Genomic DNA, 26,972 nt, shown 5'->3' on the forward strand with positions numbered 1-26,972 from the left:
GCGTTCACCCGCCCTCGTCGTCCTTGCCGTGGCCGCTGCCGCCTTGCTGCTCCTGCTGCTGCGGCGGTGGCGGCCAGGGCGGGGGAACCTCCAGCCACACGGTCTTCCCGGTGGCGGCCGGCCGCCACCCCCAACTCCGCGACAGGAGCTGCAGCACCATCAGGCCGTGGCCCCCCGGCAGGGCGGGGTCGCCACGAGGGCGGAGCACCGGCCGGTCCCGGCTGTGGTCGCTGACCTCGATGAGCAGGCCCTCGGCGCCGTGACTCAGCACCAGCTCGCTGGGGCCGCCTGCGTGGAGACAGGCGTTGGCGACCGCCTCGGAGACCAGGAGCAGTACGTCGTCCACTCGTTCCCGGAGCCGCTCCCGCTCCTCCTGGTCTTGCTCCGGCTCGTGCTCCCGCTCCGGCTGGTCCTCCGAGGCCGGGATCCACTGCCAGTCCGTGAGTGCCTTGCGCGTGAAGTCCCGGCAGCGCGTGACCGCCCCGGCCACGCCGAGCAGCAGCAGCCGACGCGTCTGCCGGCCCTCCGCCGTCGCCCGCATGGGAACCTCCAACCCGAGGCGTGCTCCTGCACGGCTGCTGCCCGCTGCCCCGCTCGTCATGCCTGACCAGGCGCCTGACCGGGCCCATGCCGGGCACGCCACCCCCGACGGGTACGGCAGTGGGGTATGGGGCAGACGAAAACCGGAGCCACGGGCGAGTCGACAGCCGCCCCAAAGGGTATAAATCAATGTGAAGCAGACTGAACGGTCCGGTTTCCCGTCGGAGGCGGAGGCACCTTCTCATGACTCCGAACACGTCCAGCACCCCCTCGTACCCCTCCAACCCGCACCCGCAGTGCCTCGACCCGGACGATCCCCTGGCCGAGCCCCGGAAGGCCAGCACGGCCGACGCCCGGGCCCTCTCCGCGGTCCTGTTCCGTAGGCTGAGCACCCTGACGGAGGGAACCGCGGAGTACTCGTACGTCCGCAACACCCTCATCGAGCTCAATCTCAGCCTGGTCAAATTCGCGGCGCGCCGCTTCCGCGGCCGCAGCGAGCCCATGGAGGACATCGTCCAGGTCGGCACCGTGGGCCTGATCAAGGCCATCAGCCGGTACGACGTGACGCGCGGGGTGGAGTTCACCTCGTTCGCCCTCCCCACCATCACGGGCGAGATCAAGCGCTTCTTCCGCGACACCAGCTGGGCCGTGAAGGTGCCCCGCCGCCTCCAGGAGCTCCGGCAGGGTCTGGCCAGGGCCTCGGACGAACTGGAGCAGACCGTGGGCCGGCTCCCCACCGACGCCGAACTGGCGGCGCACCTCGGGATCAGCGACGCCGAGCTGGCGGAGGGCCGGCAGGCCGCACAGGCCTACTCCTCCCGCTCCCTCGACATGACCGTGCAGGAGGACGCCGACCCCGGAACGGCGCAGCGCGCCCTGGGCCGGGAGGAGCCGGCCTACGAGAGGATCGAGGACCTCGCGGCCCTCAAACCGCTGATCGAGCGGCTGCCCGAGCGGGACCGGGAGATCCTCAGCCTGCGCTTCGGACAGGAGCTGACGCAGTCCGAGATCGGAGAGCTCCTCGGCATCTCGCAGATGCACGTGTCGCGCCTGCTCAACCGCACCCTGCGCAGCCTGCGCTGCGGACTCCTGACCGACGCCCCGCCGGCCGACGAGCCGGAGGCGGCGCCCTCGCCGGATCCCTGCGGCGCAGCACGGGCCGTACGCCGGGCAACCGCGGCGTCAGGCTGACGTAGCGGGGCGGGGCACGAGGGCGCCGGGGGCGGACGGCGCCAAGCGGCGCGAGACGGCAGGAGGCGGCGGCAAGCCGTTCCGGGGCAGCGCGGGAGGACCAGTGGAAGAGCCGGTGGAGTACCGCATCGAGCGCCTGAGGCGACGGCTCGCCGGGGCGGACATCGCCGAACTCGGCGTCCGCCTGGAGCTGCGCGGGAGCACCGTCGTCATGTCCGGCACCGTGGGGTCGCCCGAGTGCCTGGCGACGGTACGGGAGATCGCGGAGGCCGAACTGGCGGGCGTGCCCCTGCTGACCGACCTCGTGGTGGGGCACACGGACCCCCCGGAACACTCGGAGGTGCTGAGGTGATCCGCGTGGCCGCCGTCGGGGACATCCACCTCGGGCCGGACAGCCAGGGACTCCTGCGGCCGGCCTTCGAGACGCTGCCCCGCCACGCGGACGTCCTGCTGCTCGCCGGGGACCTCACCCGCCACGGTACGGCCGCCGAGGCCCGGGTGGTCGCTGCCGAGGTCGCCGAACTGCCCGTGCCGGTCGTGGCCGTGCTCGGCAACCACGACTACCAGAGCGACGAGCAGGAGACGGTGACCCGGGTCCTGGTGGAGGCGGGGGTGAGCGTGCTGGAGGGGGAGGGCGTGGTCCTCGACCTGGACGGCGTCAAGGTGGGCGTGGCGGGGACGAAGGGGTTCTGCGGCGGCTTCGCGGGGCGCAGCGGAAGCGAGTTCGGGGAACCCGAGATGAAGTCCTTCATCGGCTACACCCGCAAGTGCGCCCAGGGGCTGTCGCGCGCGCTGCACGAGGTGACGGACGCGGGTTGCGACGTGCGGATCGCCCTCACCCACTTCTCCCCGGTGCCGGACACCCTCGCGGGGGAGCCGCTGGAGATCTACCCGTTCCTCGGGAGCTACCTGCTCGCCGAGGCGATGGACGAGGTCGGCGCCGATCTGGCCGTGCACGGCCACGCCCACCGGGGCACGGAACACGGCGTGACGGCGGGCGGCGTACGGGTCCGCAACGTCGCGATGCCGGTCATCGACCGCGCCTTCGCCGTCTACCACTTGAGCTGAGCCGGGCCGAGCCGGGCCAAACCGAGCGAGCCGGGAATCCATCCCCCGAAAGCCGTACCATTCGGCTGAAAAGCCGGTGCGCGCACGACCTGCGGATCACCGGCCGGAGACCGGGGGAGCCGAGATGCGGGGCAGGTACGGGGAACGCGCGCGCGGGGCGGCGTTACGGGAAGAGGGACCGGGACGTTCCGGCCGCGACGGACCGGCCGGCGGCGAGCCGCACATGCTGTTCGAGGGGGACGACGTCGAGGCGCTGGACGAGGTGGTGACCGGCGAGTTCTCCCCGCACCGGCTGCGCGTCGGCCGGGGACACCCGGCACCCGGCCGCTTCCGCCGCCTGCACCGGCGGGGCCTGGCGCTGTACGAGCTGGGGTGGGGCGCCCCGGTGGAGGTCGCGGCGGGCGAGCTGCCCGACTTCTACAACATCCACGTCCCGCTCGCCGGTGCGGGCGCGGTCCGGGTGGCGGGCCGCGAGGTCACCACGGCGTGCTCGGTCGCCGGACCCGGGATGACCCTGGGCATGTCCCTGTCGGCCGGCGCCGACACCCTCATCCTGTTTCTCCCCCGGGTGGCAGTTGACAACGCCGTCACCGTGCGGACCGGCGAACCGCCCGCCGCCGCCCTGCGTTTCGCTCCCGCCCTCGCGGACGGCGACCCGGCGGTGGCCGCCTGGCTGGGGACCGCGCGGGCCTTCGCGCAGTTCGCGGCGTCCCCCCTCGCGGCCCGGTCACCACTGGCCGCCGCGCACTTCGAACAGGTCCTCGTGCACGGCCTGGTGGACCTCCAGCCGCACGACCACTCCGCCGCCCTGCCCGCGCACGCCCGTCCCGCGCTCCCGCGCGCCGTGCGGCGGGCCATGGCGTACTGCGAGGAACACGCGGGTGAGCCGGTGTCGGTCGCGGACATGGCCGCGGCGGCTCGGGTGAGCCCCCGCACCCTCCAGGACCGCTTCCGGACCGACCTGGGCACCACCCCGGCGGCCCACCTGCGGCGCGTACGGCTGGACCGGGCGCACCAGGACCTGCTGCGCATCGCGGAGGGCCGCGCGTGCGAGACGGTCGCCGAGGTCGCGATGCGCTGGGGCTTCACCCACCTGAGCAGGTTCGCCGCGTACTACCGCGAGGCGTACGGGCAGGTGCCGTCCCGCACCGCCGAGAGGCGCTGAGGCCCCGCCGTTCGAGGCGTGCGATCCGATACGCGCGGACCCTTCGGCGGAGAACGGATAGAGGTCGGTCGTCGGCCGTCCCTACGCTGAAACCGAGCCCGGAACACGGCAGTTCCCGACGGGCCTTCTCCTGACCGGCATCCCGAAAGGCACAGCATGTCCCTGCACGAAGACGAGAACCGCACGACGCGGCGGAGCCGGGGGGCCCGGCTGACCCGGCGCGGTCTGGCCCTGGCGGGCGCCGGGGCCGTGCTGGCCACGATGGCGTCCGCCGCGCCCGCGTCCGCCGCGACGGGAGAGGGCTGCACCCGGATCCAGTCGGGCGCGGGCGCCCTGTGCGTCGAGTGGGACGCGCAGACGTCCAAGTACCTCAACACGATCACGGGGAGCTTCACCTCCGCCTGGGGCGTCGGCAATCCGCGCCTGCACGTCCGTGTCCTGGACGCCCAGAACCGGGAGATGTTCGGCAGGGAGCGCTCGTGGGGCGGCAGGCGGCACGACGAGGGCGCCCGGTTCGAGGTCACGATCATGATGCCCCGGGACGCCGCGCGCGTCTGCGCCAGCCTCTACGAAGCCGGCGGCCTCTTGGACACCGCCTGTAGCCCGGTCATCACCTGAGCCCGGTCATCCCTGAGCCCGGCGCGCACCCGCCCGGAAACGCCGTACACCTCCTCCGAAAGGAAGAACGACAGCATGAAGCGCCGCATGGCCGCCGCGATCGCCGCGGGAATCGTCCTGGCGGGGTTCGCCCCCGCCGCCGAGGCCGCACCGCAGGACCGGACGCGTTGCCAGTCGACCACGCTCTTCATCTCCCACACCGTGTGCGTGGACTTCGAGAACGACTGGTTCGACGCCGACGTGGTCAAGATGGAGGTCCGCGCCTCCACCACCACACACCTCGGCCACTGGGAGCTGTACGGCCCGCACGGCACCATCTCGAACAGCACGGACGGGGAGTGGAAGGACCGCACGCACTACTGGTCCGGCTACCAGGACGGTGCGCACGGTGACCGCTGGTGCGCGGTCTTCTGGACGAACGTCGGCGGCAGCTACATCAAGGGAACCCAGCCGCTGTGCGTGACGGCGGGCGGCATCTGACCCGCCTCCCCGGCCCGCTCCCGGCCCCTCCCCGCGCGTGCGGTCCGGGAGAACGGGTTTGAAGGACCGTGGGCGGGTCAGACGCCGGACATGGTTGCCATCGGATACACCATGATGACGGAGCAGGCCGGCCCCCGGGAGCTCGTGGAGCACGTGGTGGGGGCCGAGGCCGCCGGATTCGACTTCTCCGTCATCTCCGACCACTTCTTCCCCTGGCTGGACGAGCAGGGGCATTCCCCGTACGCGTGGAGCGTGCTCGGGGCCGCCGCGCAGGCGACGGAGCGGATCCCCCTGATGACCTTCGTGACCTGCCCGACGTATCGGTACCATCCGGCCGTCGTCGCCCAGAAGGCCGCGACGATGCAACTCCTCTCCCAGGGACGGTTCAGGCTGGGCCTCGGCTCCGGCGAGAACCTCAACGAGCACATCGTCGGTGCGGGCTGGCCCTCCCCGCGCGAGCGGCTGGAGCGGCTGGAGGAAGCGGTCGTCATCATTCGCAGGCTGCTCGCCGGCGAGACCGTCGACCACGACGGGCCCCACTTCCGCGTCGACCACGCCACCCTGTGGGACCTGCCCGAGCAGCCCCCGGAGATCGGCATCGCCGTGTCCGGCCCCCGGTCCTGCGCGGTCGCCGGCCGGCAGGCCGACCTCCTCGTCGCCATCGAGCCGAAGCAGTCCCTGGTGGACGACTTCGACCGGCACGGGGGAGCGGGCAAACCCCGCGTCGGCCAGGTCGCAATCTGCTACGACCCTGACCGCGACGCCGCGGTGGCCCGCGCCCACGAGCAGTTCCGCTGGTCGCTCGGCGGCTGGGAGGTCAACGCCCAGCTGCGCGGGCCCGCCGCCTTCGCCCAGGCCACCGAGGCTCTCGACGCGGAGGAGGTCGCCAAGAGCATCCCCTGCGGAGCCGATGTCGAGGAGTTCGTGGAGGCCGTCCGCCCCTACGTCGAGGTCGGCTTCACCGAGGTGGCCCTCGTCCAGATCGGCGGCGGGCACCAGGAGGCCTTCCTCGACTGGGCCGGCAGGGAGCTGCTGCCCGCCCTGCGCCGACTGGGCTGAACGGGTTCACAACGGCCGGGAGAAGACCCGCCGGGTCAGGCGGTGCAGCCGGGGGTAGCGCTCGCGCCGCATGCGGGAGTGCCGGTCCAGTTCCTCGATGAGCCGCTCCGAACGCTTGTCCACGCCCAGTTCGTCGAGCACCCGGTCGGCCTCGGCCAGCAGCGCCCCGTACAGCTGCCACGCCCCCGGCCGGGCCCCCGCCTCGTGCTGGAGCAGCACGGCGAGGCGGTCCCGGCTGACACGGGCCGTCGACAGCTCCCGCGTGAGCTTCTCCTCGGCCTGTTCGGCGTTGGCGCTGACCTGCGCGGTGATCAGCTCGGCGAAACTCTCCACGGCGATGGCCAGGTGCCCGTACAGGTCGCGCAGGGCGTCGGCGATGGGCGGCGGGAAGAGCGGGCCCGTATGGCGCGCCTTCGCGAGGTCCGTCAGGGTCCGGCAGGAGACCCGCAGCACCACCGCGCAGATCTCCAGGGTGTCCAGTCCGGTGCGCAGCACCAGGCGGAACAGGAGCCCCTCACGGACCCGCGGGTTCAGCCTCAGGCTGTCCTCCGCCTGCCGCAGGGACGCGTCGACCAGCGCGATGTCGTTGTCGAGCCGACGGGCCTCGTGGAGGTGGGCGGCGGCCTTCTCGACCGGCGCGTGTTCAGCGAGCTGGTCGCCGATGTGACCGAGCAGGGCCCGCATGCGCCGGGCGAGGTCCGTGATGGCCTCGCTCGCCGGCCCGATCCACACGGGCGGCACGAACAGGAAGTTGAACAGCAGGCCGACCGCCGCGCCGATCAGTGTCTCCAGCACCCGGTCCCAGGCGGTATCCGTCACGCTGGTCACGCCCAGCACCAGCATCGCGCTGATCGCCACCTCGGCAACGAACTCCCCGGCCTTCACCAGCGGCCCGATGGCGAGCGAGACCAGGATGATCAGCCCGAGGCTCCACCAGGTCAGGCCCACGAGGGCGCTGAAGCCGATGGCGAGCAGCACCCCGGCCACGACGGAGTTCACCCGCCGGATACCGGTGGTGAGCGTGGAGTAGAGGGTGACCTGGACGACGAGCAGCGCGGTCAGCGGAGCCGTCAGGGGCGCGGGTTCGTCGCTGAGCCGGAGCGCGACGACGTACGAGATGACGGCCGCCGCGGTCGAGCGCACGGTCTGCACGACCGCGGGCTCCCGGTGGCGGCGGACAAAGGTGCGCAGGGGGGCGATGGCTTGTGGCATATTCCGCCCCTTCCCCGACGATGGGAAGATCAACGGGGTGTCGACGCGCCTCTTGCGGCGCCCGAGCCGCCGCGGCCGTCCCCGCCGTCGCCGCCGAACCAGTAGTCGCCCGCAACCAGCGGCCGCGAGGGCACCGCCCGGTCCCGGGGCTCGGCGCCGCGACCCAGGGGGCGGCGGACCTCGGCCTCTTCGTCAGGACGCTCGCGTTCCAGCACAGGAAGACTCCCTTCAGCGGGGCGGGGGACTGGTTCCATCCTCGGGTCCCGCACCGGATGGCGCACGACGAGAGCGGGCCCGGCAGCTTCCGGGCCCGAGGGGCGCGCTGCTCAGGGAGCGGTGCTCTGGGTCGTGATCAGGTCGATCAGTGCCGGCAGGCCGCCGTCGCGCAGCGCCTGGCGCTGCCGTTCGGCCGCGGTGCCCTCCCGCAGCAGCCGGTGGACGAGGGAGGTCACCTCGCGGACGTCCCCGGCCTCCTCCAACGCGGGCAGGATGTGCCGTACGAGCAGGGCTACGGCGGCGCGGGCCTCCAGGCGGGCGCCGTCCGGTCCGACCAGAGGCCCCGACACGCCGTGCCGGGCGGCCTGCCAGGTCGCGGCCTGCAGCATCTCCTGCGAGCAGGGGGGTACGGGCACCCCGCGGGCGGCGTCACGCAGGGCGGTGGCGACCAGCCCCCGCACGATGCCCGCGAACATCACCGCGTCGTCGGCCCGCAGCTGCACGTCGGCGCACCTGATCTCGACGGTCGGATACTTCTCCGACAGCCGGGCATGCCAGTACAGCTGGCCGATGTCCGCGATGACGCCGGATTCCACCAGTTCGGCCGCACGCAGGTCGTAGTCGGCGTCGTCCCGGAAGACGGGGGTGGGGCCGCTCACCGGCCAGCGTCCGAAGACGACGGTGCGCCAGCTCGCGAAGCCCGTGTCGCGTCCCTCCCACAGCGGGGAATTCGCCGACATCGCCAGCACCGTCGGGAGCCAGACGCGGATCCGGTTCAGCACGTCGACGCCCTGCGCCCGGTCCGGGACTCCGACGTGCACGTGCATGCCCGTGATCAGCTGCTCGTCGACGAGGCGGGCGGCGTGGTTGCGCATGGCCAGATAGCGGCTGACGGGCGTGACGGGCACCGGCGCGACGCCCTTGACCGGCGCGGTTCCGCTCAGCGCCGCCTTGCAGCCGCTCGCCTCGGCCGCGGAGCCGACGGCGTGCCGCAGGCGCAGCAGGTGGCCGCCGATCTCGCCCAGGTCGGTGCAGACGGGCGTGGCGACCTCGACCTGGGCCTGGAGGAGTTCGGCCTGCACCTGGTCCCCCGCGGAGACCGGATCGAGGCCGGCGGCGACCCGCACCGGGGCACCGTGCGGGACCGGCAGGCCCGTCTCCGGATCCACCAGCAGATACTCTTCCTCGACCCCGACAGTGATCATCTGTGTGCGTACCCTGCCGTCGTCCGATGCGTGCGAGCGATGTGTGCGTCCGTCTGCCCGCCACGGCCGCTGCGCAAACCGGCCGTCACCTGGGGCGAGTCGTGCCGCTCCCGGTTCCGGCCCCGCGCGGAAACCGGTGCTCCGCGTCCGTCCACCGTACGGGCTGCGGCGTGTAACCGACGGGAACCCGGCTCAGGTGGCAGGGTGGACGTCATGTGCGGTCGTTACGCCTCCACCCGCAGCCCCGAGGACCTCTCGGGCCTCTTCGGAACCGTGCCCCCGGATCCCGGGCACCTGCTGGAGCCGAGCTGGAACGTCGCCCCCACCGACGCGGTGTGGGCGGTGCTGGAGCGCGCCGACCGCGAGACCGGGCTGCTGGAACGCAGGCTGCGCCCCCTGCGGTGGGGGCTGGTGCCGTCGTGGTCCAAGAGCGCGACGGGCGGCGCGAAGATGATCAACGCGCGCGTGGAGACGGTGCACCAGAAGCCGGCCTACCGGCGCGCCTTCGCCACGCGCCGGTGCCTGCTCCCGGCGGACGGGTTCTACGAGTGGGAGGCCGTGCCCGCCTCCGGCACCGCCAAGGCGTACAAGCAGCCGTACTTCATCCGCCCCGAGGACGGCGAGGTGATGGCGATGGCCGGGCTGTACGAGTTCTGGCGCGACCCCGCCGTCCCCGACGACGACGATGCGGCCGCCTGGTGGGCGACCTGCACCATCCTCACCACCGAGGCCACCGACGCGGCCGGCCGCGTGCACCCCCGCATGCCGCTCGCCCTGGCCCCCGCCGACTACGAGGCCTGGCTCGACCCGTCCCACCAGGACGCGGACGAGCTGCGCGCGCTCCTCGCCGCCCCGGCTGGCGGCCGGCTGGACGTCCGCGCGGTGTCGACCGCGGTGAACAACGTCCGCAACAACGGCCCCGAACTCCTCGAAGCACCGTAAGACGGCCCGCCTCGCACGGCCGTACCAACGGGCCTCAGAGCACCGCTCCACCCCCTACGGGGCGTACCTGGTCCGTTCCCTCGGTGTCGACGAGGTCGTCGACCACGCGCGACGGGCCCGGCCGACGGCAGCCGGCGCCACGACCTCGTCCTCGACATCGCCGGCAACCGGCCCGTGGCTCGGCGCGCTCCTGCTGATCGTGATCCGGCTAGGAGCCGTCGAGCGTGATGCGGGCGGCGACCGGCAGGTGGTCGCTGCCCGTCGCGGGCAGCGTCCGGATGTCGGCCACCGTCGCCGAACGGGTCAGGACCTGGTCGATCCGGGACACCGGCAGGGCCGCGGGCCAACTGAAGGCGACACCCCGCCGGGGCGCTCGCAGCCGTGAGGTGAGCGGGTCGAGGCCGCGGTCGTCCACCGTGCCGTTGAGGTCGCCCAGCAGGATCACCGTGTCCAGCCGCTCCGCGGCCACGGCCGCACCCAGCAGGTCCGCGCTCTCGTCCCGCAGACCGGAGCTGAAACCGGTCGGCCGGATGCGCACCGAGGGCAGATGGGCGACGTACACGGCGATCTCACCCCGGGGCGTACGCACCCCGGCCCGCAGGCCACGGTTCCAGCCCTCCCCGATCCCGGCCGGCTTGATGTCGAGGCGCCGGACCTCCGTCAGCGGATGCCTCGACCAGAGTCCGACCGTGCCCTCGACCGCGTGGTAGGGGAACTCCGCCGCCAGAGCCGATGCGTAGACCGGCAGTGCGGCGGGCGTCAGCTCCTCCAGGGCGACGAGGTCCGGCGCGGCCCGCAGCAGCGCCGCCGCGGTGCCGGCCGGATCGGGGTTCTCGTCACTGACGTTGTGCTGCACCGCCGTCAGGTCGTGGGGGGGGGGGGGGGGGGGGGGGGGGGGGGCGGGCGGCCCCCCCCCCCCCCCCCCCCCCCCCCCCCCCCCCACGGCGGCGGGCAGCAGCGGGGCCGCCAGAGCGGTGGCCGACCGGCGCACCACGGCCGCCGCGAGCAGGACCGGAACCGCCAGGCCCAGCCAGGGCAGGAAGGCCTCCAGCAGACTGCCGAGGCGTCCGACGCCGTTGGGCACGGTCCGGTGGAAGGCCAGCAGCCCGGCGGTCAGGACGGCGAGCGAGGCCGTCGCGCGCCCCCGGGTCCAGGCCGAACGGCCCCGCGCGTCCCTGCCGCGCCACCGACCGCCGCCGCGCCACGGGGTGCCTGCCCGGCGCCACCGGCCGTCGCCGCGTACACCGCTGTCGACCTGCTCCGTCAACGCCGCCCCGCCCATCCGTCATCGACCCGATTCCCGTCCCGCAGTCATGAGCACGACGTTGCCCGGTACGACGCACGGGTCACCGGCCGGGTTCCCTCCCCCCGGCGGACCGCGCGTGGAAGAGTGATCGCCGGCAGGTGACGAGGGGAGAGCCGCATGAGTGCTGCAAGGATCGCGATCGTGACGAGCGAGACCGGCGCGGACGAGGACCCGGACCTAACCCTGGTGCTGGAAGCCCTGCGCGCCGCGGGCCTGTCGGCGGTGGCCGTGGCCTGGGACGCCGACCCGAAGGAGTGGGACGGCTTCGACCTGGCGGTCATCCGCTCGACCTGGGACTACGTGGGACGGATCGACGCGTTCCTGTCCTGGGCCGACGCGACGGCCGAGGTCACCCGGCTGCGGAATCCGGCGCCGGTGGTGCGCTGGAACAGCGACAAGCGCTACCTGCGGGAGCTCGCCGAGCGCGGGGTCCCCGTGGTGCCGACGCGCTTCGTCGAACCGGGCGGGCCCTGCGCCGAGGAGGACTTCGACGGGCCCCACGGAGTGGTGGTCAAGCCCACGGTCTCCGCGGGCGCCCGCGACACCGCACGCTACGAACCCGGCCGGCAGGCCGATGCCATGGCCCATGCCCGGCTGCTGCTGGACCAGGGCCGTACCGCCATGGTCCAGCCCTACTTGCGCCGCGTGGAGGAGGGGGAACGCGCCCTGGTGTTCTTCTCCGGCACCTTCAGCCACGCCATCCGCAAGCAGCCGGTGCTCACCGAGGCAGGGGTGACGGACAACTTCCGGGTGCCGCACCCGGGGGCCGTCCCGTACCGGCCGTCGGAGGCGGAGCTCGGTACTGCGCGGCAGGCGCTGGCCGCGGTCCCGGCGCCGGGCGACCTGCTGTTCGCCCGAGTGGACCTGGCACTGGACGAGACCGGCCGGCCGGTGGTCATGGAGCTGGAACTCATCGAGCCGAACCTGTTCCTCCGGCTCGACCCGCAAGGGCTGGAACGTTTCGTCGAAGCCGTGGCGGCCGAGGTCCGGCACGCCACGGCATAGGTCGTACCCAGCCGACGACCTAGCCCAGCCCGAGGCGGATGCGTCGGCGGCGGCGCAGGAAGAGGCCGACGGCCGCCCCGGCCAGGGCGGTGGCCGCCACGCCCGCCGTCGTCCACCAGAGGGCGTCCCCCTCGGCATCGGAGTCGGCGGCCGGCACCTGCGCCGCGGACGCGGCCGGTGCGGAGGCGGACGGCGATGTGGCCGGCGGCTGCGCGGCGGCGGACGGCGTGCCCGGAGCCGCGGCGGAGGCGGTCGGCGCACCGGTGGCCGGCGCCGGGTCCACCACGGGCACGGCGACTTCGCGGTCTCCGTGCCCGAGGGACGGGAACCCCACGTCGACGCTGACCTTCCAGGAACCCGGCGGCAGGGCCTCGGCCGTCGTCCAGCCGGCGGGCGCGGCGGCGGTGTCGCGCACCAGGCGCCAGGGGCCCAGGGTGCGGGCGCCGTCGACGCTGACCGCGTTCACGGTGGCGGCGACCGCCTCGCCGACGGCATCCCCGTCGTTCTCCCAGGTGATGTCGGCGGTGACGTGGCCAGCCCGCTGTCCGGTCACCACCACCTTCACGGTGTCTCCGTGGGCGTGGGCCGCGACAGGGGTCAGCAACATGAGGCCGAGCGCGGTCAGGACGGCCGAGAAAGCGATTCGTATGCGCATCGTCGGGGTGCTCCGGTCGAGATGAGGGGGACCGGCGGACGGCCGCGCGGTTGCGGCCGTCCGCCGGGGCGGGGTCACGGCGTCAGCGCGTCACGGCGCGGGGTCGGGAGGACCCGCGGAGCCGTGGCGTCGCGTCGCTGCAGTGCTCAGCCGGCCTTCTGGAGGGTCCAGGCCTGAGCCGCGCGGCCGTCCGCACGCTGGAGGTCGAGCAGCCAGTTCCCGTAGTAGGGGCGGTTGCTGACGGTGAGGGCGAAGCCGCCGCTCGGGTCGGTGACGGTGACCGCGCCGCCGCGGGAGGTCAGCTTCCAGGCCTGCGCGCCGTTGCCCTTGTCGCAGGGCTGCTGCGCGATCCACATGCCCGCGGCGGGCGTGCCGCCGGGCTGCAGGCACTTGCCGGAGACCGCGGACCGCATGCGGACCTGGCCGTTGCCGGCGTCGTCGAAGAACCACTGCTGCTGGGCGTAGCCGTTGGCGCGGCCGCCGACGAGCACCGTGCCGTCGGCGGTGCGGCCGCCCCACACCTCGGCCGCCATGCCGGTGCTGCCGTTGCCGAGCGTGTACTTGCTGCCCGGGGTGGTCGCCCCGCCGCCCGTACCCGGCGTCTTGAAGGACGCGGCCTTGCCCGGTCCGCTGTCACGCCCGGAGCTGTCGCGGACGGAGACGGTGACGGAGTACGAGGTGTTGGGCTGCAGGTTGTAGATGCGCAGTGCCTGCGACTGGACCCAGGTCAGGTGCTTGCCGTTCAGGAGGACCTGGTACCAGGAGGCACCTTCGACCTTGGGCCAGCTCACCACGACGGAGTCGGACTGGATCTGGGCCGCCGTCACGGCCGGGCCGCCGCCGGGCTTCTTCGTCGGCGTGGGCGTCGGCTTCTTCGTCGGGGTCGGCGTCGGGTTCGGGTTCGGGTCCGTGCCGCCACCGCCCTTCGTGCGCATCAGGAACTGGTTGTCGGCGATGTTCCAGTGCGTGGCCAGGTAGCTTCCGGCCTTGGGGCTGGTGTGGAAGTAGTCGTCGTGGTTGCAGTCCAGGATGTTCTCGGACGCCTGGTTGGTGCAGACGTTGCGCATCTGCGGGTAGTACGGGGTGTCCGAGTAGCACATGACGTCGTACTCGTCGGTGCAGTGGGCGCCACGGCTGGTGTTCGGGGCGCTGTTGTTGACCGCGCCCAGGTTGTGCCCGAGCTCGTGAGCGGCGGTGTGGCCGCCCCAGCAGCCGGAGTCCGTACGGCCGTAGGACGGGCCGAAGTTGCTCTGGTTGGCCTGGCCGGGCCGCTCGTCGCCCGCGAAGGTGCCGATGCCGCAGTAGACCTGGGTGTCCGCGAAGATCATGTACTTGCGGTCGCGGCGGTCGAGGCCCTTGCCGGCGAGCGCGTTGTTGGTCGCGCTGAACTCGGACAGCGCCGAGGCCGGGAGCTCGATGTTGAGCACCGTGGGGGTGCAGTCCGCGGCCGTGACGTAGCGGATGTGGCGTACGCCGCCGGTCTCCTGGGCGCTCGCCGAGTAGATGAGGTCGGCGTCGGCCGCCCACTTGCGGAACGAGGCGACGTACTCGGAGTAGCGGTCCTTGCCCGGGGCGTGGACGTACACGACCTGCACGCGGTTGCCGGTGCTGCCGTCGCCGTCGCACTGGACGGTCTGGCCCGCGGGGCCCGCGGCGACGGCCTGGCTGCCGCCCGCGGCGGCCGGCTCGGGCGCCTTCGCCTTGGTCGCCGAGGCGTCGGCGGCGGGCGCGTCCTGAGGACGCCCGCCACCTTCCTTGGAGGCCGGGTCCTCGGCGGCGGGGCGGGAGGGATCGGCCGCCGGAGCGGTCTCCTTCACGGCCGGGGCGATGTCCTTGGTGATGTCGACGCCCTTGGGCGGGGCGTCGGGGCCGTGGGTGCACAGGCCGGTGTCGGTGCGGTAGACACCGACGCACCGGTCGCCCTTCGGCGCGGCCTGGAGGCCGTCGTAGATCATGCCGCGCTCGTTCTCGTTGGCGGGCGCGGCGGCGAGCGGTTCGGGCTCCTGGTCCCGGGCGGGCGCGGCGGCCGGTGCGGCGACCTCCGCGGCCTGAACGGGCGACACCGCCTGGGCGCCGTCACCGAGTCCGGAGTAGGCGATGCCTGCGGCTATCACCGCCGCCGTTGCCGTGGCGGCGGTGACGAGTATCAACCTCCGCGGTTTGCGGCGGTGGTCGGCGGCGGCGCGACGTCTGCGTCGTCCTGTCATGGGCACCTCAAATCGTTGTCGGAAGACTGGGTGCGCGGAAGCCTGCCAGACGAATGCCGCGGAGAATTCGGACAAACGGGAGTCAGCTTCGAGAAATCATTCCGTTACCTGTCGGCACGATTTGACGAACACTCAACTACCAATGAAAAAAGGTAAGTTACGCGCGTCGCGCGGTAATGGTCCAGGCCATTCGGGGCGGGTTGTTATCAAATCGAGATACTATGCGGAGGCTTATTGACGGGAATTCAGTCAGGAATTCACCCAATTACTACCTGCTGAATTGTCTCCGTCACGACCCGTGAGGATCCGTCAGTGTCCGTGCCCCGCCCCGCCGTCGGGCAGCCGCTCGCGGGTCGGCCCGGGTGTCGTACCCCGCCCCGGCCATCGGCATGCCCGCGGGCTCACGGTCGAGTGCCACGCGCAGACCAGGTGCACGAGGTGGGGTACGCGGTCGACGGCGATCCCCGCGCACGCGCCGCCGCGAGGAAGGGGAGCGATGCCACCCGCGTGGGCGCAGGATCAGCGGCCGGCGAGCGCGGAGGCCAGGCGACGGGCCTCGGTGACGAGCCGGTGCGACCCGGTGCGGGCCGCGGCCGCCGCCACCTCCGCCGGCACCGGGCCCGTGGCCCCGCAGCGCTCCACGCAGTCGGCGGCGACGGCCAGCACCTCGCCCGCACCCCGTGTCGAAGGCAGGAGGGCCGGCAGGACCTCGGCGAGCACGGCCCACACCGTGGCGTACGCGCCCGCCGCCGCGGCCGAGCGGGCCGCGTCCGCCAGCCGGTTGGGCTTGACCGTGCCGAGGGTCACCATCGCGGCGAGCTCGCGGCCCAGCAGCGGGGCGTCCAGCTCGCCCCGGCCCGCCAGCACCAGCAGGGCCTCCACCGCCGGGCGACGGCTCGCCGGGTGCCGTCCGCCCATCCCGGCCGCTATGGCGGAGTGCAGCCCGGGCCCGGCGGGGCCGCCCAGCAGGGCGAGGTGGGGCAGCATCCAGGAGTCCCCGTGATCGCCGGTGGTCGCGGCCAGCGTCACACCCGGCAGCAGCCACCGGGCCTGGACGTCCCGGTCCTCGGGCAGTACCGCGGCCCGCACGGCGTGGCCGGCGTGCCAGTGGTAGCAGCGCGTGAAGCCCTCGTGGGGGCGGCCCAGCCAGTGGAACGCCTCGGGGAACTCCCGCCGCAGGGCGGGCCGTTCACCGCTCGCGAAGGCGACTTGCGGCACGGCCGCCCCGGCCCGCGACCAGGCCCGGTGCGCCTGCGGATCGGGCATGACGACCCGACGCCGCCCCGTGCCCGGTTCGCCGTCGGGCCCGAGCCAGGCGGCGAGCCGATCGCCCTCCGCGGTTCCGAGCCGGTCCGCGGCCGCGGCGGCCGCCGGAGCCGCCGGATCGTCCCGCCGTACGCGCAACAGGGCCTGCCCGAAGTTCGCGGGTCCGGGCCGGACGCCCAACCGCCGGTACTCCGCCAGTCGTTCGACCAGCTCGGCCGCGTCCAGCGCGCCCGTGTCCCAGGTGGGCGTCGCCAGCAGGAACGGCAGGGCGGGGGCGGACCGCAGGGCGTACCCGATCTCGCGCACCCGCGCCGCGACGACCAGTTCCAGCCCGCCCTGCGCGCACTCCTCGTGCCCGCGCTGCCGGCGTACGTACTCCGGCTTCAGGCTGTATCCCGCCACCCGCCACAGCAGCGCGGCCACCGCCACGTCCACCGGCGTGAGCCGGTGTGCCTCCGTCTCCTCCTCGGGGTAGCGGTGTCCCAGCGCCGTGGAGAGGGCCGCCGCGAGTGCGTTCCGGTCGCGGTGCGCCTGCCGGACGAGTCCGTCGAGGACGCGCTCGAACACCGGCACGGTGTGGACGCGGGAGTCGAGATGAGCCGCCGTCAGCTCCACGATTCCGGCGAGCCCCGAGGGCGGGGGATCGAGGCGCTGCGCGGGCGGAACGGGCGGGAGGGTGTCCTGAGTGACGGTCGAGATCATGGCCCCCACGCTAGGAGCACCCACTGACAGGGCGCCCTCGGTGGCGATCCCTGCGTCAGCGGCGCGGCCAGGGGTAAGCGGGGTCCTCGGTGATCTCCACCCGCTGTGGAGCCTCTCGGGGGAAGGTCCAGATGCGGCCCGCGGTGCTGGTGGCGGTGACCGAGGTCGCGTCCAGGGTGACCGCACTGAAGGGGTTGGAGGAGCAGGAGACCGCCAGCCACTCCAAGGTCGCCTCGTCGTCGTCCCGGACGAGGGCGACCCAGCCGATGCTCCCGTGGTCCAGTCCCTCGCCGCTCAGGGCACGGCTTCCGAGGTGCGTGCACGAGGCGTGCGTACTGTCGATGCTCATCCAGTCCTGGGGCGTCCAGGCGGTGGCTCTCAGGATCTCCCGCCACTGCCAGTCCTCGGCCCCGGGGGCAGCCTGCCGGTCCGACGACGAGAAGCGCAGGAGGCTCATCACCGACAGGGAGCCGTCGGAAAACACGATGAAGTCTCCGAAGGGTGCCTCGCGGGCCTTCCAACGTTCGGGTACCTGGTTGGTGGAACTCACGCCCTCCATGATGACAGCGGGGTGGGATCTCGGACGGTCGGTGGCCGTGGCCGTGCCCGGGGTCGCGAACGACCGCGTCGGGAATCCGGCGACCGCTCTGCGTCCCTATTTCGTGGCGAGGGCCTCCAGGTACGAGGCCGCAGGACGGACCTCGCCGAACCGCGGGAAGATCCTCCGTACGGCGAACTCGTGCTCGTCCGCCGCGAAGGCGGACATGGCGTCCTCGACGAACTCGACCTCGTAGCCGTGGTCGCTCGCCGCCCGGGCGGTGGACTCCACGCCCATCGTCGTCACCAGCCCGGCCAGGACCAGCCTGTCCACCCCCAGGCCGTGCAACTGCTCGTGCAGGCCCGTGCCGTGGAAGGCGCCGACCGTGCGCTTGACGACCTCGATGTCGCCGGGCCGGGCGATGCCCTCGACGAAGCCGCTGCCGGGCGGCTGTTCGGCCACGTTCGGACGCTCCACCCGTACCGCCACCACCGGGCGGCCGCCGGTCCGGAAGGCCTCGGCCAGCCGCGCACAACGGGCCGCCACCTCCTCACCCGTGTAGGGGGCCAGGGGCAGGGCGACGATACGGGGCATCAGGTCGATCAGGACCAGCGCGGTGCCAGGGGCGCGGCCCGGCCCGGTCTTCGAAGTCTCGCTCACCCGGCGATCGTAGAGCCTGTCCGGCAGGGCACGGCACGACATGGCGCGTTGCCGTGCGGTACGCCGGACCCGCCCCGTCCCGCGTACCGCACGGCTGGTGGCGGTGGCTCAGTCCTCCAGGCGGGGCAGGTCGATGCGTGCGAGGCGGTCGGGGTCGGTGAGGATGTCGAGGGCGGTGATCCTGCCGTCCTGGATGGTGAACGCCATGACGGAGATCGCCCGGCCCTCCGCCACCGCGACCACGCCGGGAAGCCCGTTGACCAGCACCGGATGGGCCGCTGCGGCGAACCGCGCGAAGGTGATCGCCTGGGAGGCGACCTCGGCCGCGCCGCGGCGGACCAGGCCGGGGCGCAGTGCGCCGCCGTCGGAGCGGGCCACGACGTCCGGGTCGAGGAGGGCGACCAACGCTTCGAAGTCCCCGCCGCGCGAGGCGGCGAGGAAGGCGTCGACGACCGTCCGCAGCCGGGCCCGGTCCGGGTCCGGGGTGGGCGCCGCGCCCTGGACCCGGCGCCGGGCTCGGCTGGCGAGCTGCCGGGTCGTGGCCGCGGTCCGCCCCAGGACGGGGGCGATGTCGTCGAAGGGGACGGCGAACAGGTCGTGCAGCACGAAGGCCAGCCGCTCGGCCGGCGCGAGCGTCTCCAGCACGACCATGAGCGCGATGCCGACCGAGTCGGCCAGCAGGGCCTCCTGCTCGGGGTCGAGACCGTCCGCCCGGCTGACGACCGGGTCGGGGATGCGGACCTGCCCGTCCTGGTCGTGCAGCGGATCCTCGCGCCGCGTGGTCCGCGAGCGCAGCATGTCCAGGCATACCCGGCCGACGACGGTGGTCAGCCAGCCGCCCAGGTTCTCCACCACAGCCGCGTCGGAGCGGCTCAGCTTGAGCCAGGTCTCCTGTACGGCGTCGTCCGCCTCGCTGAGCGAACCCAGCATCCGGTAGGCCACCGCCCGCAGATGGGGACGGTGTTCCTCGAAGCTCCGTGCCAGCGCGTCCTTCTCGCTCACCTGCTGCATCCCCCCGTGCCGATCAAATCGCTTGGGACGGACGATAGTCGACACGCCCAACACCTCGTCTCGGCACGCTGGTTGACCCGTCGACCGCACGCGCCGGCCACCGGGCGAGAGGTCGGAGGCCGAGGCGCCGGATGTCGGAGCCGGCGGGGCTCAGAGGCCGAGACCGGTGAAGAACCGGCATCCGGTGGGGTAGCCGGGCACGTGCCCGTGGAAGCAGTGGAAGCCGACGATCACGGCGAGCGTGACCACGCCGGCCCGGCGCAGGGCTTCGTATCCGACGCTGTCACAGAGGTGTTGTCGTCAGCTTCGCTGAGGCTCCACCATCACGCCCCTTCCCATGCGCTTGCCCTGTGCGTCGAAGACGCCGATCCGGACCGCGTCCGTGGCGTGCTGAGGCCACTGTGTATACGCCTCTCCGATCGCTCGGGCCTGCGTGTCGGTGTCTTCCTCCTTCGGGTTGAGGTCGGTGTGGATGTAGGCGTACACGACGTCTCCCTCCACCAGGCGTTGCACCGCCTTCACGTGGCCCACGACGGACCAGTCCGGTTTGTTTTCGGTGGCTGCCCACGTCTTGAAGAGTTCACCGTCCCTGGCCTCGTCCTGGTGGTAGAACCCGTGGGGCTGGGGTGTGAGGCGGTCGGGTACGGCGAGGTCTCCCTTCGGGCGGTCCTCCAGTGAGCATCCGGCCAGTGCAAGGAGGGACGCGGTCAGCAGCAGACGGCGTGTGATCAAGGCGGACTCCTCGGGTGCAGGAAGGGGAGAACCCCCACACCGTAGTCAGTGCGGGGGCTCTGCTGGCAGTGGGGTGTTACATGGTCAGTTCGTCCGCCTTGTCACCCCAGTTCCCGCCGTACGGGTAGCTGTAGCTGTGCAGGTTTCCGAGGCATCCGCCCAGTCCGGTGATGATGGACGGGTCCGGCATCCCGGTGCGCCAGTCGTAGAGTGCCATGCCGCCGGTCTCGTCGTTGTTGCAGGTGGACGACGCCTGGTCGCGGAAGGAGTAGTCGCCCAGGTTCTTCGAGCCGTCGCTGTAAAAGGTGAGCTGGCGGCCGTAGTACCAGATGTCGGCCCAGATACGGGTGGAACCGAACGGCGTGTAGGCGGTGCCGTCACCGTCGACCGCGATGGCCATCGAGCCGGACTTATTCGGTGCGCCCTTCTTCATCGTCAGCTCGGATCTGCCTTCAGGCGCCTCCGGGATCGCGAACTTGGTCCCCTTCTTGGCCTTCTTGTAGGAACTGGTGGCGGCCTTCTCCTCGTCTTCGGTGTCGAAGCACTTGACGGTGAGGTCGGGGTATTCGGCGCAGTTCTTTGCGGTACCCCACCCGTTCTTGGTCAGGTTGATCTTCTTGCCCTTGTACGTGGCGAAGACGTCACCGGTCTTCTTGGTACCGGCCCGGTCGGCCTGCTCCTTGGCCTGCTCTGCGGCGGGGTCGACGGTGTCGGCACTGGCGACCTGGGCTCCGGCGAACACGAGCAGCGCGGCGGCGAAGGGTATGGCGATCTTTCGGGTCTTCAAAACGTCTCCTGGAATTCTGGCCAGATAGGCTGAATTCCCCACCCTACTAACCGAGTTGGGAGTCACCAAGAAGATCCCAAAGGCTGGGACAGGAGTGGAATTGGGTCCACCGCTTCGGCGGGTTGGTGGGGCGGGGCGCTGCTGGGGAGTTTGCCCGCCGACGAGGCGGAAGCCGCGCCTGGCTCAGAATTCGAGCACCTCGAAGCAGTAGTCCTGGTATTTATGCGTCATGCATCGTGGAGGCCGGCAACGTCGGCGATCTCGAAGTCTCCGAGGGCCTCGAGGGCGGTGGTGTGGACGTGCTTCGAACGCGGCGCGTTCCAGATCGATCTGGGCGGCGGGGACGCGTCCCTCCCCCTCCTCGGCCGCAGTCCTGCGGAGCTTCGTAGCCCTGTTGTGCGCGCCGTGGGCATCGCGCCGGCGGTCTACGACAGGGTCGGTTCGGGCGTCGCCGCGGCCCCCGATGGTGCGCCGGAAAAGTTCTTCTTCCGAGACGGTGGCCCCGCCCAGTACACGAGGAACACCGCGATGATCCCGGCTCCGGCGGTCGTACGGGTGAGGAGAGGTCCGGGCCTGTTCATCAGCCGATCACCCTCGCCCCGAGCCAGGAGAGGAGGAGGACGCCGAGCCTGCCGGCGCGCCTACCAGGCCCGGGCATGCGGGGTCTTCCGCACAGGGATCGGCAAGGTCTGCGACGCCCCGGTACCTGGCGGGTGGCTCAGGCGGGTTGCCACAGCTCGATCCGGTTGCCCTCCGGATCGGTGACCCAGCCGAACCGGCCGACGCCCTCCATGTCCTGCGTCTCCCCGGCCACGTCCGCGCCCTTGTCGCGCAGCTGCGCGAGCATCGCGTCCAGGTCGCGGACCCGGAAGTTGAGCATGGACTGCTGGGCGCGGGAGCCGAAGTAGTCGGTCCCGGACTCGAACGTCGCGAACACCGTCGGCCCGGCCCCCGGATGCCACAGCCCGTTCTCGTCGGCGTCCAGGCCCAGGCAGTCGCGGTACCAAGCGCCCAGAGCCGCGGGGTCGGCGGCCCGCATGAAGTACCCACCGATTCCAAGTACGCGTTCCATGCCGCCATCCTGCCAGGACGGCGACCGGGCGGCCCGGCGCCACACCACCGCCGGGCCCGGGGCGGGCCCCACCACACCGGGCACACGTCGACTCCGGCGGGGCGGAAGCCGTTCAATGGTGGCCGCGGCGAACCGACCCGCCTCGTACCCCCGTTGCGTGCGTCGGCTGAACGGCACTGCCTCGCACCGCCGTGAAACCGAACGGAACGACGTCCACCCCGCGGAACGAGTGGAAGTGATCCGGCATGACAGTGATCGACACCATCCGGCTGCTGGCGGCCCTCGCCGTGATCTGCGCCGCCGCGCACGGATGCGGGTTCCTCTTCGGCGCCCTGCGCCAGCCCCCCGTCATCGGCGAGGTCCTCGGCGGCATCCTCCTGGGCCCCTCGCTCCTCGGGCTCCTCGCCCCGGCCGCCAGGGCCGCGCTGTTCCCCGCCGCCGGTACGGTGACCAGCGCCCTGGACGCCATCCACCAGCTCGGCCAACTGCTCCTGATGTTCCTGGCCGGTGCGGAACTGCGCATCCGGGCGGGCGGCCGGGAACGCCGCACCGGGGCGATCGTGGCCGCGTCCGGACTCGTGGTGCCCTTCGCTGCGGGCGCGGGCATTGCGGCGCTGGTCCCCGCCTTCTTCGCGGGGTCGGCCGCCTCCACGGCGACGACCGCCCTCGTCGTGGGGCTCGCGATGGCGGTCGCGGCCATTCCGGTCATCTCACGGATCATGATGGACCTGAAGATCATGGATACCGCCTTCGGCCGGATCGTCCTGATGGTCGCCGTGATCGAGGACGTCATCCTCTACGTCGTCCTCGCCGTGGTCCTCGGCCTCGCCCGCTCCGACGCCGGACACCCCGTCGGCCTGTGGGACATGATCGGCACCGCCGCGCCCGTGCCGACGGCCGCGTACTTCACCGTCGTCAGCCTCCTCTTCTTCGCCGCGAGCCTGACCTGGGGAGCCCGGCTCTTCCACCGGCTGGCCCGCCACCGCGCCAACATCGTGGCCCGGCAGAGCCCGGTGGCCTTCCGGCTGATCTTCCTGTGCGCCATGGTGCTGCTGTCCCTGGGCCTAGGAGTCAACGCCGTGTTCGGTGCGCTGATGGCGGGCATCTGTGCCGCCCGCGGCGATCAGATCGCCGACGACGGCACCTCCCGGGGGGCCGGCGGGGCAGGAGGGGCGGGAGGGGCCGGAGGGGAGGCGGCGGTCTGGGGCGCCATCCGCCAGTTCTCGATGGCCTTCTTCATCCCCGTGTTCTTCGTCCTGGTCGGCATGCGCCTGGACCTGGTGCGTGCCTTCGACCCGTTGTTCTTCCTGTGGTTCCTGATGCTCGCCTGCGGGATCAAGACGGCGGGCGTCTGGGCGGGGGCGCGCCTGGCGGGGGAGGACCGGGTGTTCTCCTCGTCCCTCGCGTTCGCCCTCAACGCCCGGGGCACCATCGGCATCGTCCTGGCGGGCGTCACCCGTCAGGCGGAACTCATCAACGACCGCTTCTTCGTGGTGCTGGTCCTCGTCTCCCTCGTGACCTGCCAGATCGCGGGGTTCCGGTTGGCCGGGGCGGCGGACCGGCTCCGGGAGACGACCGGGTCGGCGCCTACCGGGCCCCGCCGGCAGCGGAGGAGGCCGGCGCGCTCAGGAACGCGCGCAGGTCGATGACCTCGTAGCCGTCGGCCTGCGCCGCGTCGACGATCAGCGGCAGGGCTTCGGCGTCGAGGACGACGCCGTCGCCGTTGCTGCCGACGTGCATCTGGATGATCGCTCCGGGGGTGAAGGCGTCGACGGCCCGCTCGACCGCCTCGTCCACGGACATGCCGCCGTCCGGCCCGAGGTAGCCGTTGGTGTCCGCGGTGAACTCGATCGCCGCGTACCCCAGGTCGTTGACGTCGGCGACGGACTGCCGGGTGGTGGAGCTGTAGGGGAAACGGAAGAACGGCAGCGGCTCGGTCCCGGACGCCGTCCGGATCGCCGCATCGGCGCGGCGCACCTCCTCGGCCCGCTCCGCCGTGGTGATCTCGTCGAAGTACGGGTGACTGTACGAGTGGTTGCCGAGGCCGTGCGCGGCGCCCATGGCGCGCACCGCCGCGGGGTGGGCCTCGGCGAACTCCCCGGTCGGGAAGAAGGTGGCGGGCAGTTTCCGTCGCCGCAGTTCGGCGAGGACGGTGTCGATGCCGGCCTCGTCCCACGCGGCGTTGAACGTGAGCGCGATGACCTTGCGCGAGGTGGGCAGCCGGCGGATCTCACTGCCCAGGAGCGAGGCGGGCGGGCGCGGACCGGCGGGCGGACCGCCGGCGTCCCGGCCGCCCGGCGCCGGAGCGGTGGGCCGCACCGGAGCGGTGGGCCGCGCCGCCGCGGCGCCGGAGGCGGAGCCGGGTACGAGTCCTGCGGCCAGCAGCGCCGCCAGCGCGGCACGTCGTCCGAGCTCCACCACCATCACTCCCTGCCGTCACGCCCCCCCCTGACGGGGCCTGCCACGACTATGCGACGGCGCGTACGGGAGCACCCGCAGCCCGTGCCGGGCACGCGGGTGATCTCGCGGCGGGTTTCCGGGGCGTGCGGGACTCAGTGGCCTTGGGAGGTTTGCCGGCGCAGGTGCGTCGTGAGGTGGTGCTGCAGCGGCTGCCCCACCGCGGCCATGTCGTGGAGGACCGTCATCTCCTCGCCGTCGACGCTGTAGCGGCGCCGCGTGCCGGTGACCTCCTTGGCCAGCGGGGTCAGCGACACGTCCTTGGTCCCGATCTCGATCTCCGTACCGGACACCCGGCCCACGTAGGTCTCGACGATCCCGGTGGGGTGGGCGAGCACGACCTCCAGGGAGGCGTCGGGCGTCACCCGCCACCACCCCGCCTCACGTCCCGCCGGACGGACCGGCGCCCCGGACTCGTCGATCAGCCACGCCCGTGCCTCGTAGCGCAGGAAAGGGCGGCCGTCGTGGCTGAAGGTGATCTCCTGCGCGTAGCGGAAGTCCTTCTCCAACGTGGGGTACTCGCCCTGACCCCGACCGTGCCAGCGCCCGACCAGGGGCAACACGGGCCGCAGCAGCGGGTGCGGCTCGGGGCCCTCGCCCAGCACGTGGCTGTCGGGGTAGGGGTTTTCCTGCACCGGCTCGAACATGTTCACCTTGCCTGTCTGCGTGGACCCGAGGGGTCCACGCAGACTAGCGCGAGGCGGTCAGCGGGCCGGCAGGGCCGCCGCCACCGAGGCCGGGACCGGCGCGAGACCGGCCGGACGGGTGGTGAACGTGCCCCTGCCCTGGGTGCGGCCGCGCAGCCGCGACGCGTAGCCGAACAGCTCGGCCAGCGGCACGGTCGCCGTGATCACCGCGGTCCCGGACCCGGCCGTGGACCCCGAGACCCGGCCGCGGCGGGCCGCCAGGTCACCCAGCACACCGCCCACCCCGTCCTCCGGAACGGTCACCGTCACCTCCACGACAGGCTCCAGCAGTTCCACCGCGCTCAGGCGCAGCGCCTCGCGCAGCGCGAACCGGCCCGCCGCCCGGAACGCCATCTCCGAGGAGTCCCTGGAGTGGGTCGCCCCGTCGGTGAGCGTGACCCGAAGCCCCGTCACCGGATGGCCGCCGAGCGGGCCCTCGGCGAGGGCGTCCCGGCAGCCGGCCTCGACGGCACGCGCGTACTCCTGCGGCACGCGCCCGCCGACGACCTGCGACCGGAACTCGAAGGCGGCCTCCTCCAACGGCTCGACATCGACGACGACGTGCGCGAACTGGCCCGCGCCACCGTCCTGTTTGACGTGCCGGTAGACCAGGCCCGTCACCCCGCGCACGACCGTCTCCCGGTAGGAGACCTGCGGCCGGCCGACGACGACCTCCACCCCGTGGCCACTGCGGATCTTCTCCGCCGCGACCTCCAGGTGCAGTTCACCCATCCCCGACAGCACGGTCTGCCCGGTCTCCGCGTCGGACCGGACCACCAGCGAGGGGTCCTCCTCGGCGAGCCGCGCCAGGGCCGCCGAGAGCCGCCCGGTGTCGCCGGCGTGCCGCGCCTCCACGGCCACCGACACCACCGGTTCGGCCACCGAGGGCGGTTCGAGGACCAGTGCGGCCCCCGGCGCGCACAGCGTCGTGCCCGCCCGCGCGGCCTTGAGCCCGATCACGGCGACGATGTCACCGGCCACCGCCTCCTCCCGTTCCTCGTGCCGGTCCGCCTGGACCCCCAGGATCCGGCCGACCCGCTCCGTCCGGCCCGTGGCCGCGTCCACTACGGTCGCGCCCTTGCGCAACGTGCCCGCGTACACCCGCAGATAGGTGAGCCGCCCCGTCGCGGTCGCCGTCACCTTGAAGGCGAGGGCCGTGAACGGCTCCGCCGGATCGGGCGCGCGCTCCTGCTCCGCGCCGTCCGCCATCCCCCGTACGGGCGGCATGTCGGCGGGCGAGGGCAGGTACGCCAGGACCGCGTCCAGCAACGGCTCGATCCCGCGGTTGCGGTACGCCGAGCCGCACAGCACCTCCACGCCGTCCCCGCGCAGGGTCAGCTCGCGCAGGGCGCGGGCCAGTGTCCGCCCGGTCAGCGCCGAGGTGGCGCAGAACTCCTCCAGCGCGTCGGCGTGCAGCTCCGCCACCGCCTCCTCCAGCAGCCGGCGCCGCCGGTCCGCCTCCTCGCGCAGCGGCTCGGGGACCGGCCCCGTCTCGTACGCGTCGGAGCCGGCGCGCCAGTGGAGCGCGCGCATCGCCAGCAGGTCGACGACGCCGGTGAACGCGTCCTCCTGTCCGATGGGCAGCTGCACCACGAGGGGTACGGCGCCCAGCCGTTCGCGGATCGACGCGACCGCCGTGTCGAGGTCCGCGCCGGCCCGGTCCAGCTTGTTGACGAACGCGATCCGCGGCACACCGTGCCGGTCGGCCTGCCGCCACACCGACTCGCTCTGCGGCTCGACCCCCGCGACGGCGTCGAACACCGCGACCGCCCCGTCCAGCACCCGCAGGGAACGCTCGACCTCGTCGGAGAAGTCGACGTGCCCCGGGGTGTCGATCAGGTTGACGCGATGCCCGTCCCAGGTGCAGCTCACGGCCGCGGCGAAGATGGTGATGCCGCGGTCGCGTTCCTGGGGGTCGTAGTCGGTGACGGTCGTTCCGGCATGGACCTCGCCCCGTTTGTGGGTGGCACCGGTCGCGAACAGAACGCGTTCGGTGAGCGTGGTCTTGCCGGCGTCGACGTGGGCGAGGATGCCCAGATTGCGGACGGCGGTGAGGGAAGTGGTGGTGAAGGGTCGCCCATTGGCGCGCATGGCCCTAGGCCTTTCGAGTGAGGAGAGAAAGGGGCGGCGCGATTCCCGTACGCGATCCTCGGGCCCGCACGCGGCGCTGCGCCGTCGCCGCCCCGCCCGGA

26 protein-coding genes are annotated in these 26,972 nt (G+C 72.8%); 10 read left to right on the plus strand and 16 right to left on the minus strand.

The annotated features are described in order from the left end of the window. Positions 1 to 4 precede the first annotated feature (4 nt). Positions 5 to 541 (minus strand): ATP-binding protein, encoded by a 537-nt coding sequence (locus ACFYP3_RS11550; RefSeq protein WP_388830380.1) that lies wholly within the window; start codon positions 539 to 541, stop codon positions 5 to 7. A gap of 242 nt (positions 542 to 783) precedes the next feature. Here ACFYP3_RS11550 and ACFYP3_RS11555 point away from each other — a divergent pair, with 242 nt between their 5' ends. The 7 genes from ACFYP3_RS11555 (at position 784) to ACFYP3_RS11585 (ending at position 6,121) form a co-directional block, all read left to right on the plus strand. After that, positions 784 to 1,731, plus strand: a complete 948-nt coding sequence (locus tag ACFYP3_RS11555) for an RNA polymerase sigma factor SigF (RefSeq protein WP_388830383.1) — start codon at positions 784 to 786, stop codon at positions 1,729 to 1,731. 103 nt (positions 1,732 to 1,834) lie between these two features. After that, a complete protein-coding gene (locus tag ACFYP3_RS11560) occupies positions 1,835 to 2,083 on the plus strand; it encodes a hypothetical protein (RefSeq protein WP_388830386.1) in 249 nt (82 codons plus the stop codon). After that, on the plus strand, positions 2,080 to 2,799 hold the full coding sequence (locus tag ACFYP3_RS11565; protein WP_388830389.1) for a metallophosphoesterase: 720 nt from the start codon (positions 2,080 to 2,082) through the stop codon (positions 2,797 to 2,799). Before ACFYP3_RS11560 ends, ACFYP3_RS11565 begins: the two co-directional genes overlap by 4 nt. Positions 2,800 to 2,923: 124 nt before the next feature. After that, positions 2,924 to 3,964, plus strand: coding sequence for an AraC family transcriptional regulator (locus ACFYP3_RS11570; RefSeq protein ID WP_388830392.1), 1,041 nt, complete (start codon positions 2,924 to 2,926; stop codon positions 3,962 to 3,964). Between the two features lie 156 nt (positions 3,965 to 4,120). Further along, positions 4,121 to 4,582 (plus strand): hypothetical protein, encoded by a 462-nt coding sequence (locus tag ACFYP3_RS11575; RefSeq protein ID WP_388830395.1) that lies wholly within the window; start codon positions 4,121 to 4,123, stop codon positions 4,580 to 4,582. Positions 4,583 to 4,657: 75 nt separating this feature from the next. Then, positions 4,658 to 5,062: a hypothetical protein gene (locus ACFYP3_RS11580; RefSeq protein WP_388830398.1), complete on the plus strand. Its 405-nt coding sequence runs from the start codon at positions 4,658 to 4,660 to the stop codon at positions 5,060 to 5,062. Between the two features lie 90 nt (positions 5,063 to 5,152). Then, entirely contained in the window at positions 5,153 to 6,121 is a 969-nt protein-coding gene (locus ACFYP3_RS11585) for a TIGR03557 family F420-dependent LLM class oxidoreductase (protein WP_388830401.1), read from the plus strand. Between the two features lie 6 nt (positions 6,122 to 6,127). Here ACFYP3_RS11585 and ACFYP3_RS11590 read toward each other — a convergent pair whose 3' ends face one another. Then, the gene (locus ACFYP3_RS11590; RefSeq protein ID WP_388830404.1) at positions 6,128 to 7,333 is read right to left on the minus strand and encodes an aromatic acid exporter family protein; all 1,206 of its coding nucleotides are present in this window, start codon (positions 7,331 to 7,333) and stop codon (positions 6,128 to 6,130) included. 326 nt (positions 7,334 to 7,659) lie between these two features. Continuing rightward, a complete protein-coding gene (locus tag ACFYP3_RS11595) occupies positions 7,660 to 8,754 on the minus strand; it encodes a glutamate--cysteine ligase (RefSeq protein ID WP_388830407.1) in 1,095 nt (364 codons plus the stop codon). Positions 8,755 to 8,967: 213 nt separating this feature from the next. Here ACFYP3_RS11595 and ACFYP3_RS11600 point away from each other — a divergent pair, with 213 nt between their 5' ends. Beyond that, positions 8,968 to 9,696, plus strand: a complete 729-nt coding sequence (locus tag ACFYP3_RS11600) for an SOS response-associated peptidase (RefSeq protein ID WP_388830410.1) — start codon at positions 8,968 to 8,970, stop codon at positions 9,694 to 9,696. A gap of 208 nt (positions 9,697 to 9,904) precedes the next feature. Here ACFYP3_RS11600 and ACFYP3_RS11605 read toward each other — a convergent pair whose 3' ends face one another. Next, the gene (locus ACFYP3_RS11605) at positions 9,905 to 10,978 is read right to left on the minus strand and encodes an endonuclease/exonuclease/phosphatase family protein (protein WP_388830414.1); all 1,074 of its coding nucleotides are present in this window, start codon (positions 10,976 to 10,978) and stop codon (positions 9,905 to 9,907) included. A 141-nt stretch (positions 10,979 to 11,119) separates the two neighbouring features. On the opposite strand from ACFYP3_RS11605, the gene ACFYP3_RS11610 reads away from it, so the two are divergent. Further along, positions 11,120 to 12,007: a RimK family alpha-L-glutamate ligase gene (locus ACFYP3_RS11610; protein ID WP_388830417.1), complete on the plus strand. Its 888-nt coding sequence runs from the start codon at positions 11,120 to 11,122 to the stop codon at positions 12,005 to 12,007. 19 nt (positions 12,008 to 12,026) lie between these two features. Here the strand turns inward: ACFYP3_RS11610 and ACFYP3_RS11615 are convergent, their stop codons facing one another. The 9 genes from ACFYP3_RS11615 to ACFYP3_RS11655 form a co-directional block, all read right to left on the minus strand. Beyond that, the gene (locus tag ACFYP3_RS11615) at positions 12,027 to 12,662 is read right to left on the minus strand and encodes a hypothetical protein (RefSeq protein WP_388830420.1); all 636 of its coding nucleotides are present in this window, start codon (positions 12,660 to 12,662) and stop codon (positions 12,027 to 12,029) included. Positions 12,663 to 12,808: 146 nt separating this feature from the next. Continuing rightward, positions 12,809 to 14,869, minus strand: coding sequence for an RICIN domain-containing protein (locus ACFYP3_RS11620; RefSeq protein WP_388830423.1), 2,061 nt, complete (start codon positions 14,867 to 14,869; stop codon positions 12,809 to 12,811). Positions 14,870 to 15,388: 519 nt separating this feature from the next. Next, positions 15,389 to 16,837 (minus strand): hypothetical protein, encoded by a 1,449-nt coding sequence (locus ACFYP3_RS11625; protein ID WP_388830426.1) that lies wholly within the window; start codon positions 16,835 to 16,837, stop codon positions 15,389 to 15,391. Between the two features lie 55 nt (positions 16,838 to 16,892). Next, positions 16,893 to 17,387 (minus strand): hypothetical protein, encoded by a 495-nt coding sequence (locus tag ACFYP3_RS11630; protein ID WP_388830428.1) that lies wholly within the window; start codon positions 17,385 to 17,387, stop codon positions 16,893 to 16,895. A 105-nt stretch (positions 17,388 to 17,492) separates the two neighbouring features. Continuing rightward, positions 17,493 to 18,035, minus strand: coding sequence for an isochorismatase family protein (locus ACFYP3_RS11635; RefSeq protein WP_388830431.1), 543 nt, complete (start codon positions 18,033 to 18,035; stop codon positions 17,493 to 17,495). Positions 18,036 to 18,143: 108 nt separating this feature from the next. Next, the gene (locus ACFYP3_RS11640) at positions 18,144 to 19,037 is read right to left on the minus strand and encodes a sigma-70 family RNA polymerase sigma factor (RefSeq protein WP_388830434.1); all 894 of its coding nucleotides are present in this window, start codon (positions 19,035 to 19,037) and stop codon (positions 18,144 to 18,146) included. Between the two features lie 309 nt (positions 19,038 to 19,346). Next, positions 19,347 to 19,778: a hypothetical protein gene (locus tag ACFYP3_RS11645; RefSeq protein ID WP_388830437.1), complete on the minus strand. Its 432-nt coding sequence runs from the start codon at positions 19,776 to 19,778 to the stop codon at positions 19,347 to 19,349. 76 nt (positions 19,779 to 19,854) lie between these two features. After that, positions 19,855 to 20,565 (minus strand): hypothetical protein, encoded by a 711-nt coding sequence (locus ACFYP3_RS11650; RefSeq protein ID WP_388830440.1) that lies wholly within the window; start codon positions 20,563 to 20,565, stop codon positions 19,855 to 19,857. 718 nt (positions 20,566 to 21,283) lie between these two features. Further along, positions 21,284 to 21,637: a VOC family protein gene (locus ACFYP3_RS11655; protein WP_388830442.1), complete on the minus strand. Its 354-nt coding sequence runs from the start codon at positions 21,635 to 21,637 to the stop codon at positions 21,284 to 21,286. A gap of 245 nt (positions 21,638 to 21,882) precedes the next feature. On the opposite strand from ACFYP3_RS11655, the gene ACFYP3_RS11660 reads away from it, so the two are divergent. Further along, the gene (locus ACFYP3_RS11660; protein ID WP_388830444.1) at positions 21,883 to 23,286 is read left to right on the plus strand and encodes a cation:proton antiporter; all 1,404 of its coding nucleotides are present in this window, start codon (positions 21,883 to 21,885) and stop codon (positions 23,284 to 23,286) included. Here ACFYP3_RS11660 and ACFYP3_RS11665 read toward each other — a convergent pair. From ACFYP3_RS11665 to fusA, 3 genes are all read right to left on the minus strand, one after another. Continuing rightward, complete coding sequence (locus ACFYP3_RS11665; RefSeq protein WP_388830446.1) at positions 23,225 to 24,061, minus strand: polysaccharide deacetylase family protein; 837 nt, start codon at positions 24,059 to 24,061, stop codon at positions 23,225 to 23,227. The genes ACFYP3_RS11660 and ACFYP3_RS11665 overlap by 62 nt on opposite strands. A 128-nt stretch (positions 24,062 to 24,189) precedes the next feature. Further along, a complete protein-coding gene (locus tag ACFYP3_RS11670; protein ID WP_388830449.1) occupies positions 24,190 to 24,741 on the minus strand; it encodes an FABP family protein in 552 nt (183 codons plus the stop codon). Positions 24,742 to 24,798: 57 nt separating this feature from the next. Then, positions 24,799 to 26,871 (minus strand): elongation factor G, encoded by a 2,073-nt coding sequence (fusA, locus tag ACFYP3_RS11675; protein ID WP_388830452.1) that lies wholly within the window; start codon positions 26,869 to 26,871, stop codon positions 24,799 to 24,801. Between the last annotated feature and the right edge of the window lie 101 nt (positions 26,872 to 26,972).

This window comes from Streptomyces sp. NPDC005533, assembly GCF_042871845.1.
Lineage (GTDB): Bacteria > Actinomycetota > Actinomycetes > Streptomycetales > Streptomycetaceae > Streptomyces.

Bases quoted from the DNA above. Each gene is read 5' to 3' on its own strand.
- ACFYP3_RS11550 (WP_388830380.1), bottom strand. From the start codon at position 541: ATGCGGGCGACGGCGGAGGGCCGGCAGACGCGTCGGCTGCTGCTGCTC.
- ACFYP3_RS11555 (WP_388830383.1), top strand. From the start codon at position 784: ATGACTCCGAACACGTCCAGCACCCCCTCGTACCCCTCCAACCCGCAC.
- ACFYP3_RS11570 (WP_388830392.1), top strand. From the start codon at position 2,924: ATGCGGGGCAGGTACGGGGAACGCGCGCGCGGGGCGGCGTTACGGGAA.
- ACFYP3_RS11575 (WP_388830395.1), top strand. From the start codon at position 4,121: ATGTCCCTGCACGAAGACGAGAACCGCACGACGCGGCGGAGCCGGGGG.
- ACFYP3_RS11580 (WP_388830398.1), top strand. From the start codon at position 4,658: ATGAAGCGCCGCATGGCCGCCGCGATCGCCGCGGGAATCGTCCTGGCG.
- ACFYP3_RS11585 (WP_388830401.1), top strand. From the start codon at position 5,153: ATGGTTGCCATCGGATACACCATGATGACGGAGCAGGCCGGCCCCCGG.
- ACFYP3_RS11590 (WP_388830404.1), bottom strand. From the start codon at position 7,333: ATGCCACAAGCCATCGCCCCCCTGCGCACCTTTGTCCGCCGCCACCGG.
- ACFYP3_RS11595 (WP_388830407.1), bottom strand. From the start codon at position 8,754: ATGATCACTGTCGGGGTCGAGGAAGAGTATCTGCTGGTGGATCCGGAG.
- ACFYP3_RS11600 (WP_388830410.1), top strand. From the start codon at position 8,968: ATGTGCGGTCGTTACGCCTCCACCCGCAGCCCCGAGGACCTCTCGGGC.
- ACFYP3_RS11605 (WP_388830414.1), bottom strand. From the start codon at position 10,978: ATGGGCGGGGCGGCGTTGACGGAGCAGGTCGACAGCGGTGTACGCGGC.
- ACFYP3_RS11610 (WP_388830417.1), top strand. From the start codon at position 11,120: ATGAGTGCTGCAAGGATCGCGATCGTGACGAGCGAGACCGGCGCGGAC.
- ACFYP3_RS11615 (WP_388830420.1), bottom strand. From the start codon at position 12,662: ATGCGCATACGAATCGCTTTCTCGGCCGTCCTGACCGCGCTCGGCCTC.
- ACFYP3_RS11620 (WP_388830423.1), bottom strand. From the start codon at position 14,869: ATGACAGGACGACGCAGACGTCGCGCCGCCGCCGACCACCGCCGCAAA.
- ACFYP3_RS11625 (WP_388830426.1), bottom strand. From the start codon at position 16,837: ATGATCTCGACCGTCACTCAGGACACCCTCCCGCCCGTTCCGCCCGCG.
- ACFYP3_RS11655 (WP_388830442.1), bottom strand. From the start codon at position 21,637: ATGGAACGCGTACTTGGAATCGGTGGGTACTTCATGCGGGCCGCCGAC.
- ACFYP3_RS11660 (WP_388830444.1), top strand. From the start codon at position 21,883: ATGACAGTGATCGACACCATCCGGCTGCTGGCGGCCCTCGCCGTGATC.
- ACFYP3_RS11665 (WP_388830446.1), bottom strand. From the start codon at position 24,061: ATGGTGGTGGAGCTCGGACGACGTGCCGCGCTGGCGGCGCTGCTGGCC.
- ACFYP3_RS11670 (WP_388830449.1), bottom strand. From the start codon at position 24,741: ATGTTCGAGCCGGTGCAGGAAAACCCCTACCCCGACAGCCACGTGCTG.
- fusA (WP_388830452.1), bottom strand. From the start codon at position 26,871: ATGCGCGCCAATGGGCGACCCTTCACCACCACTTCCCTCACCGCCGTC.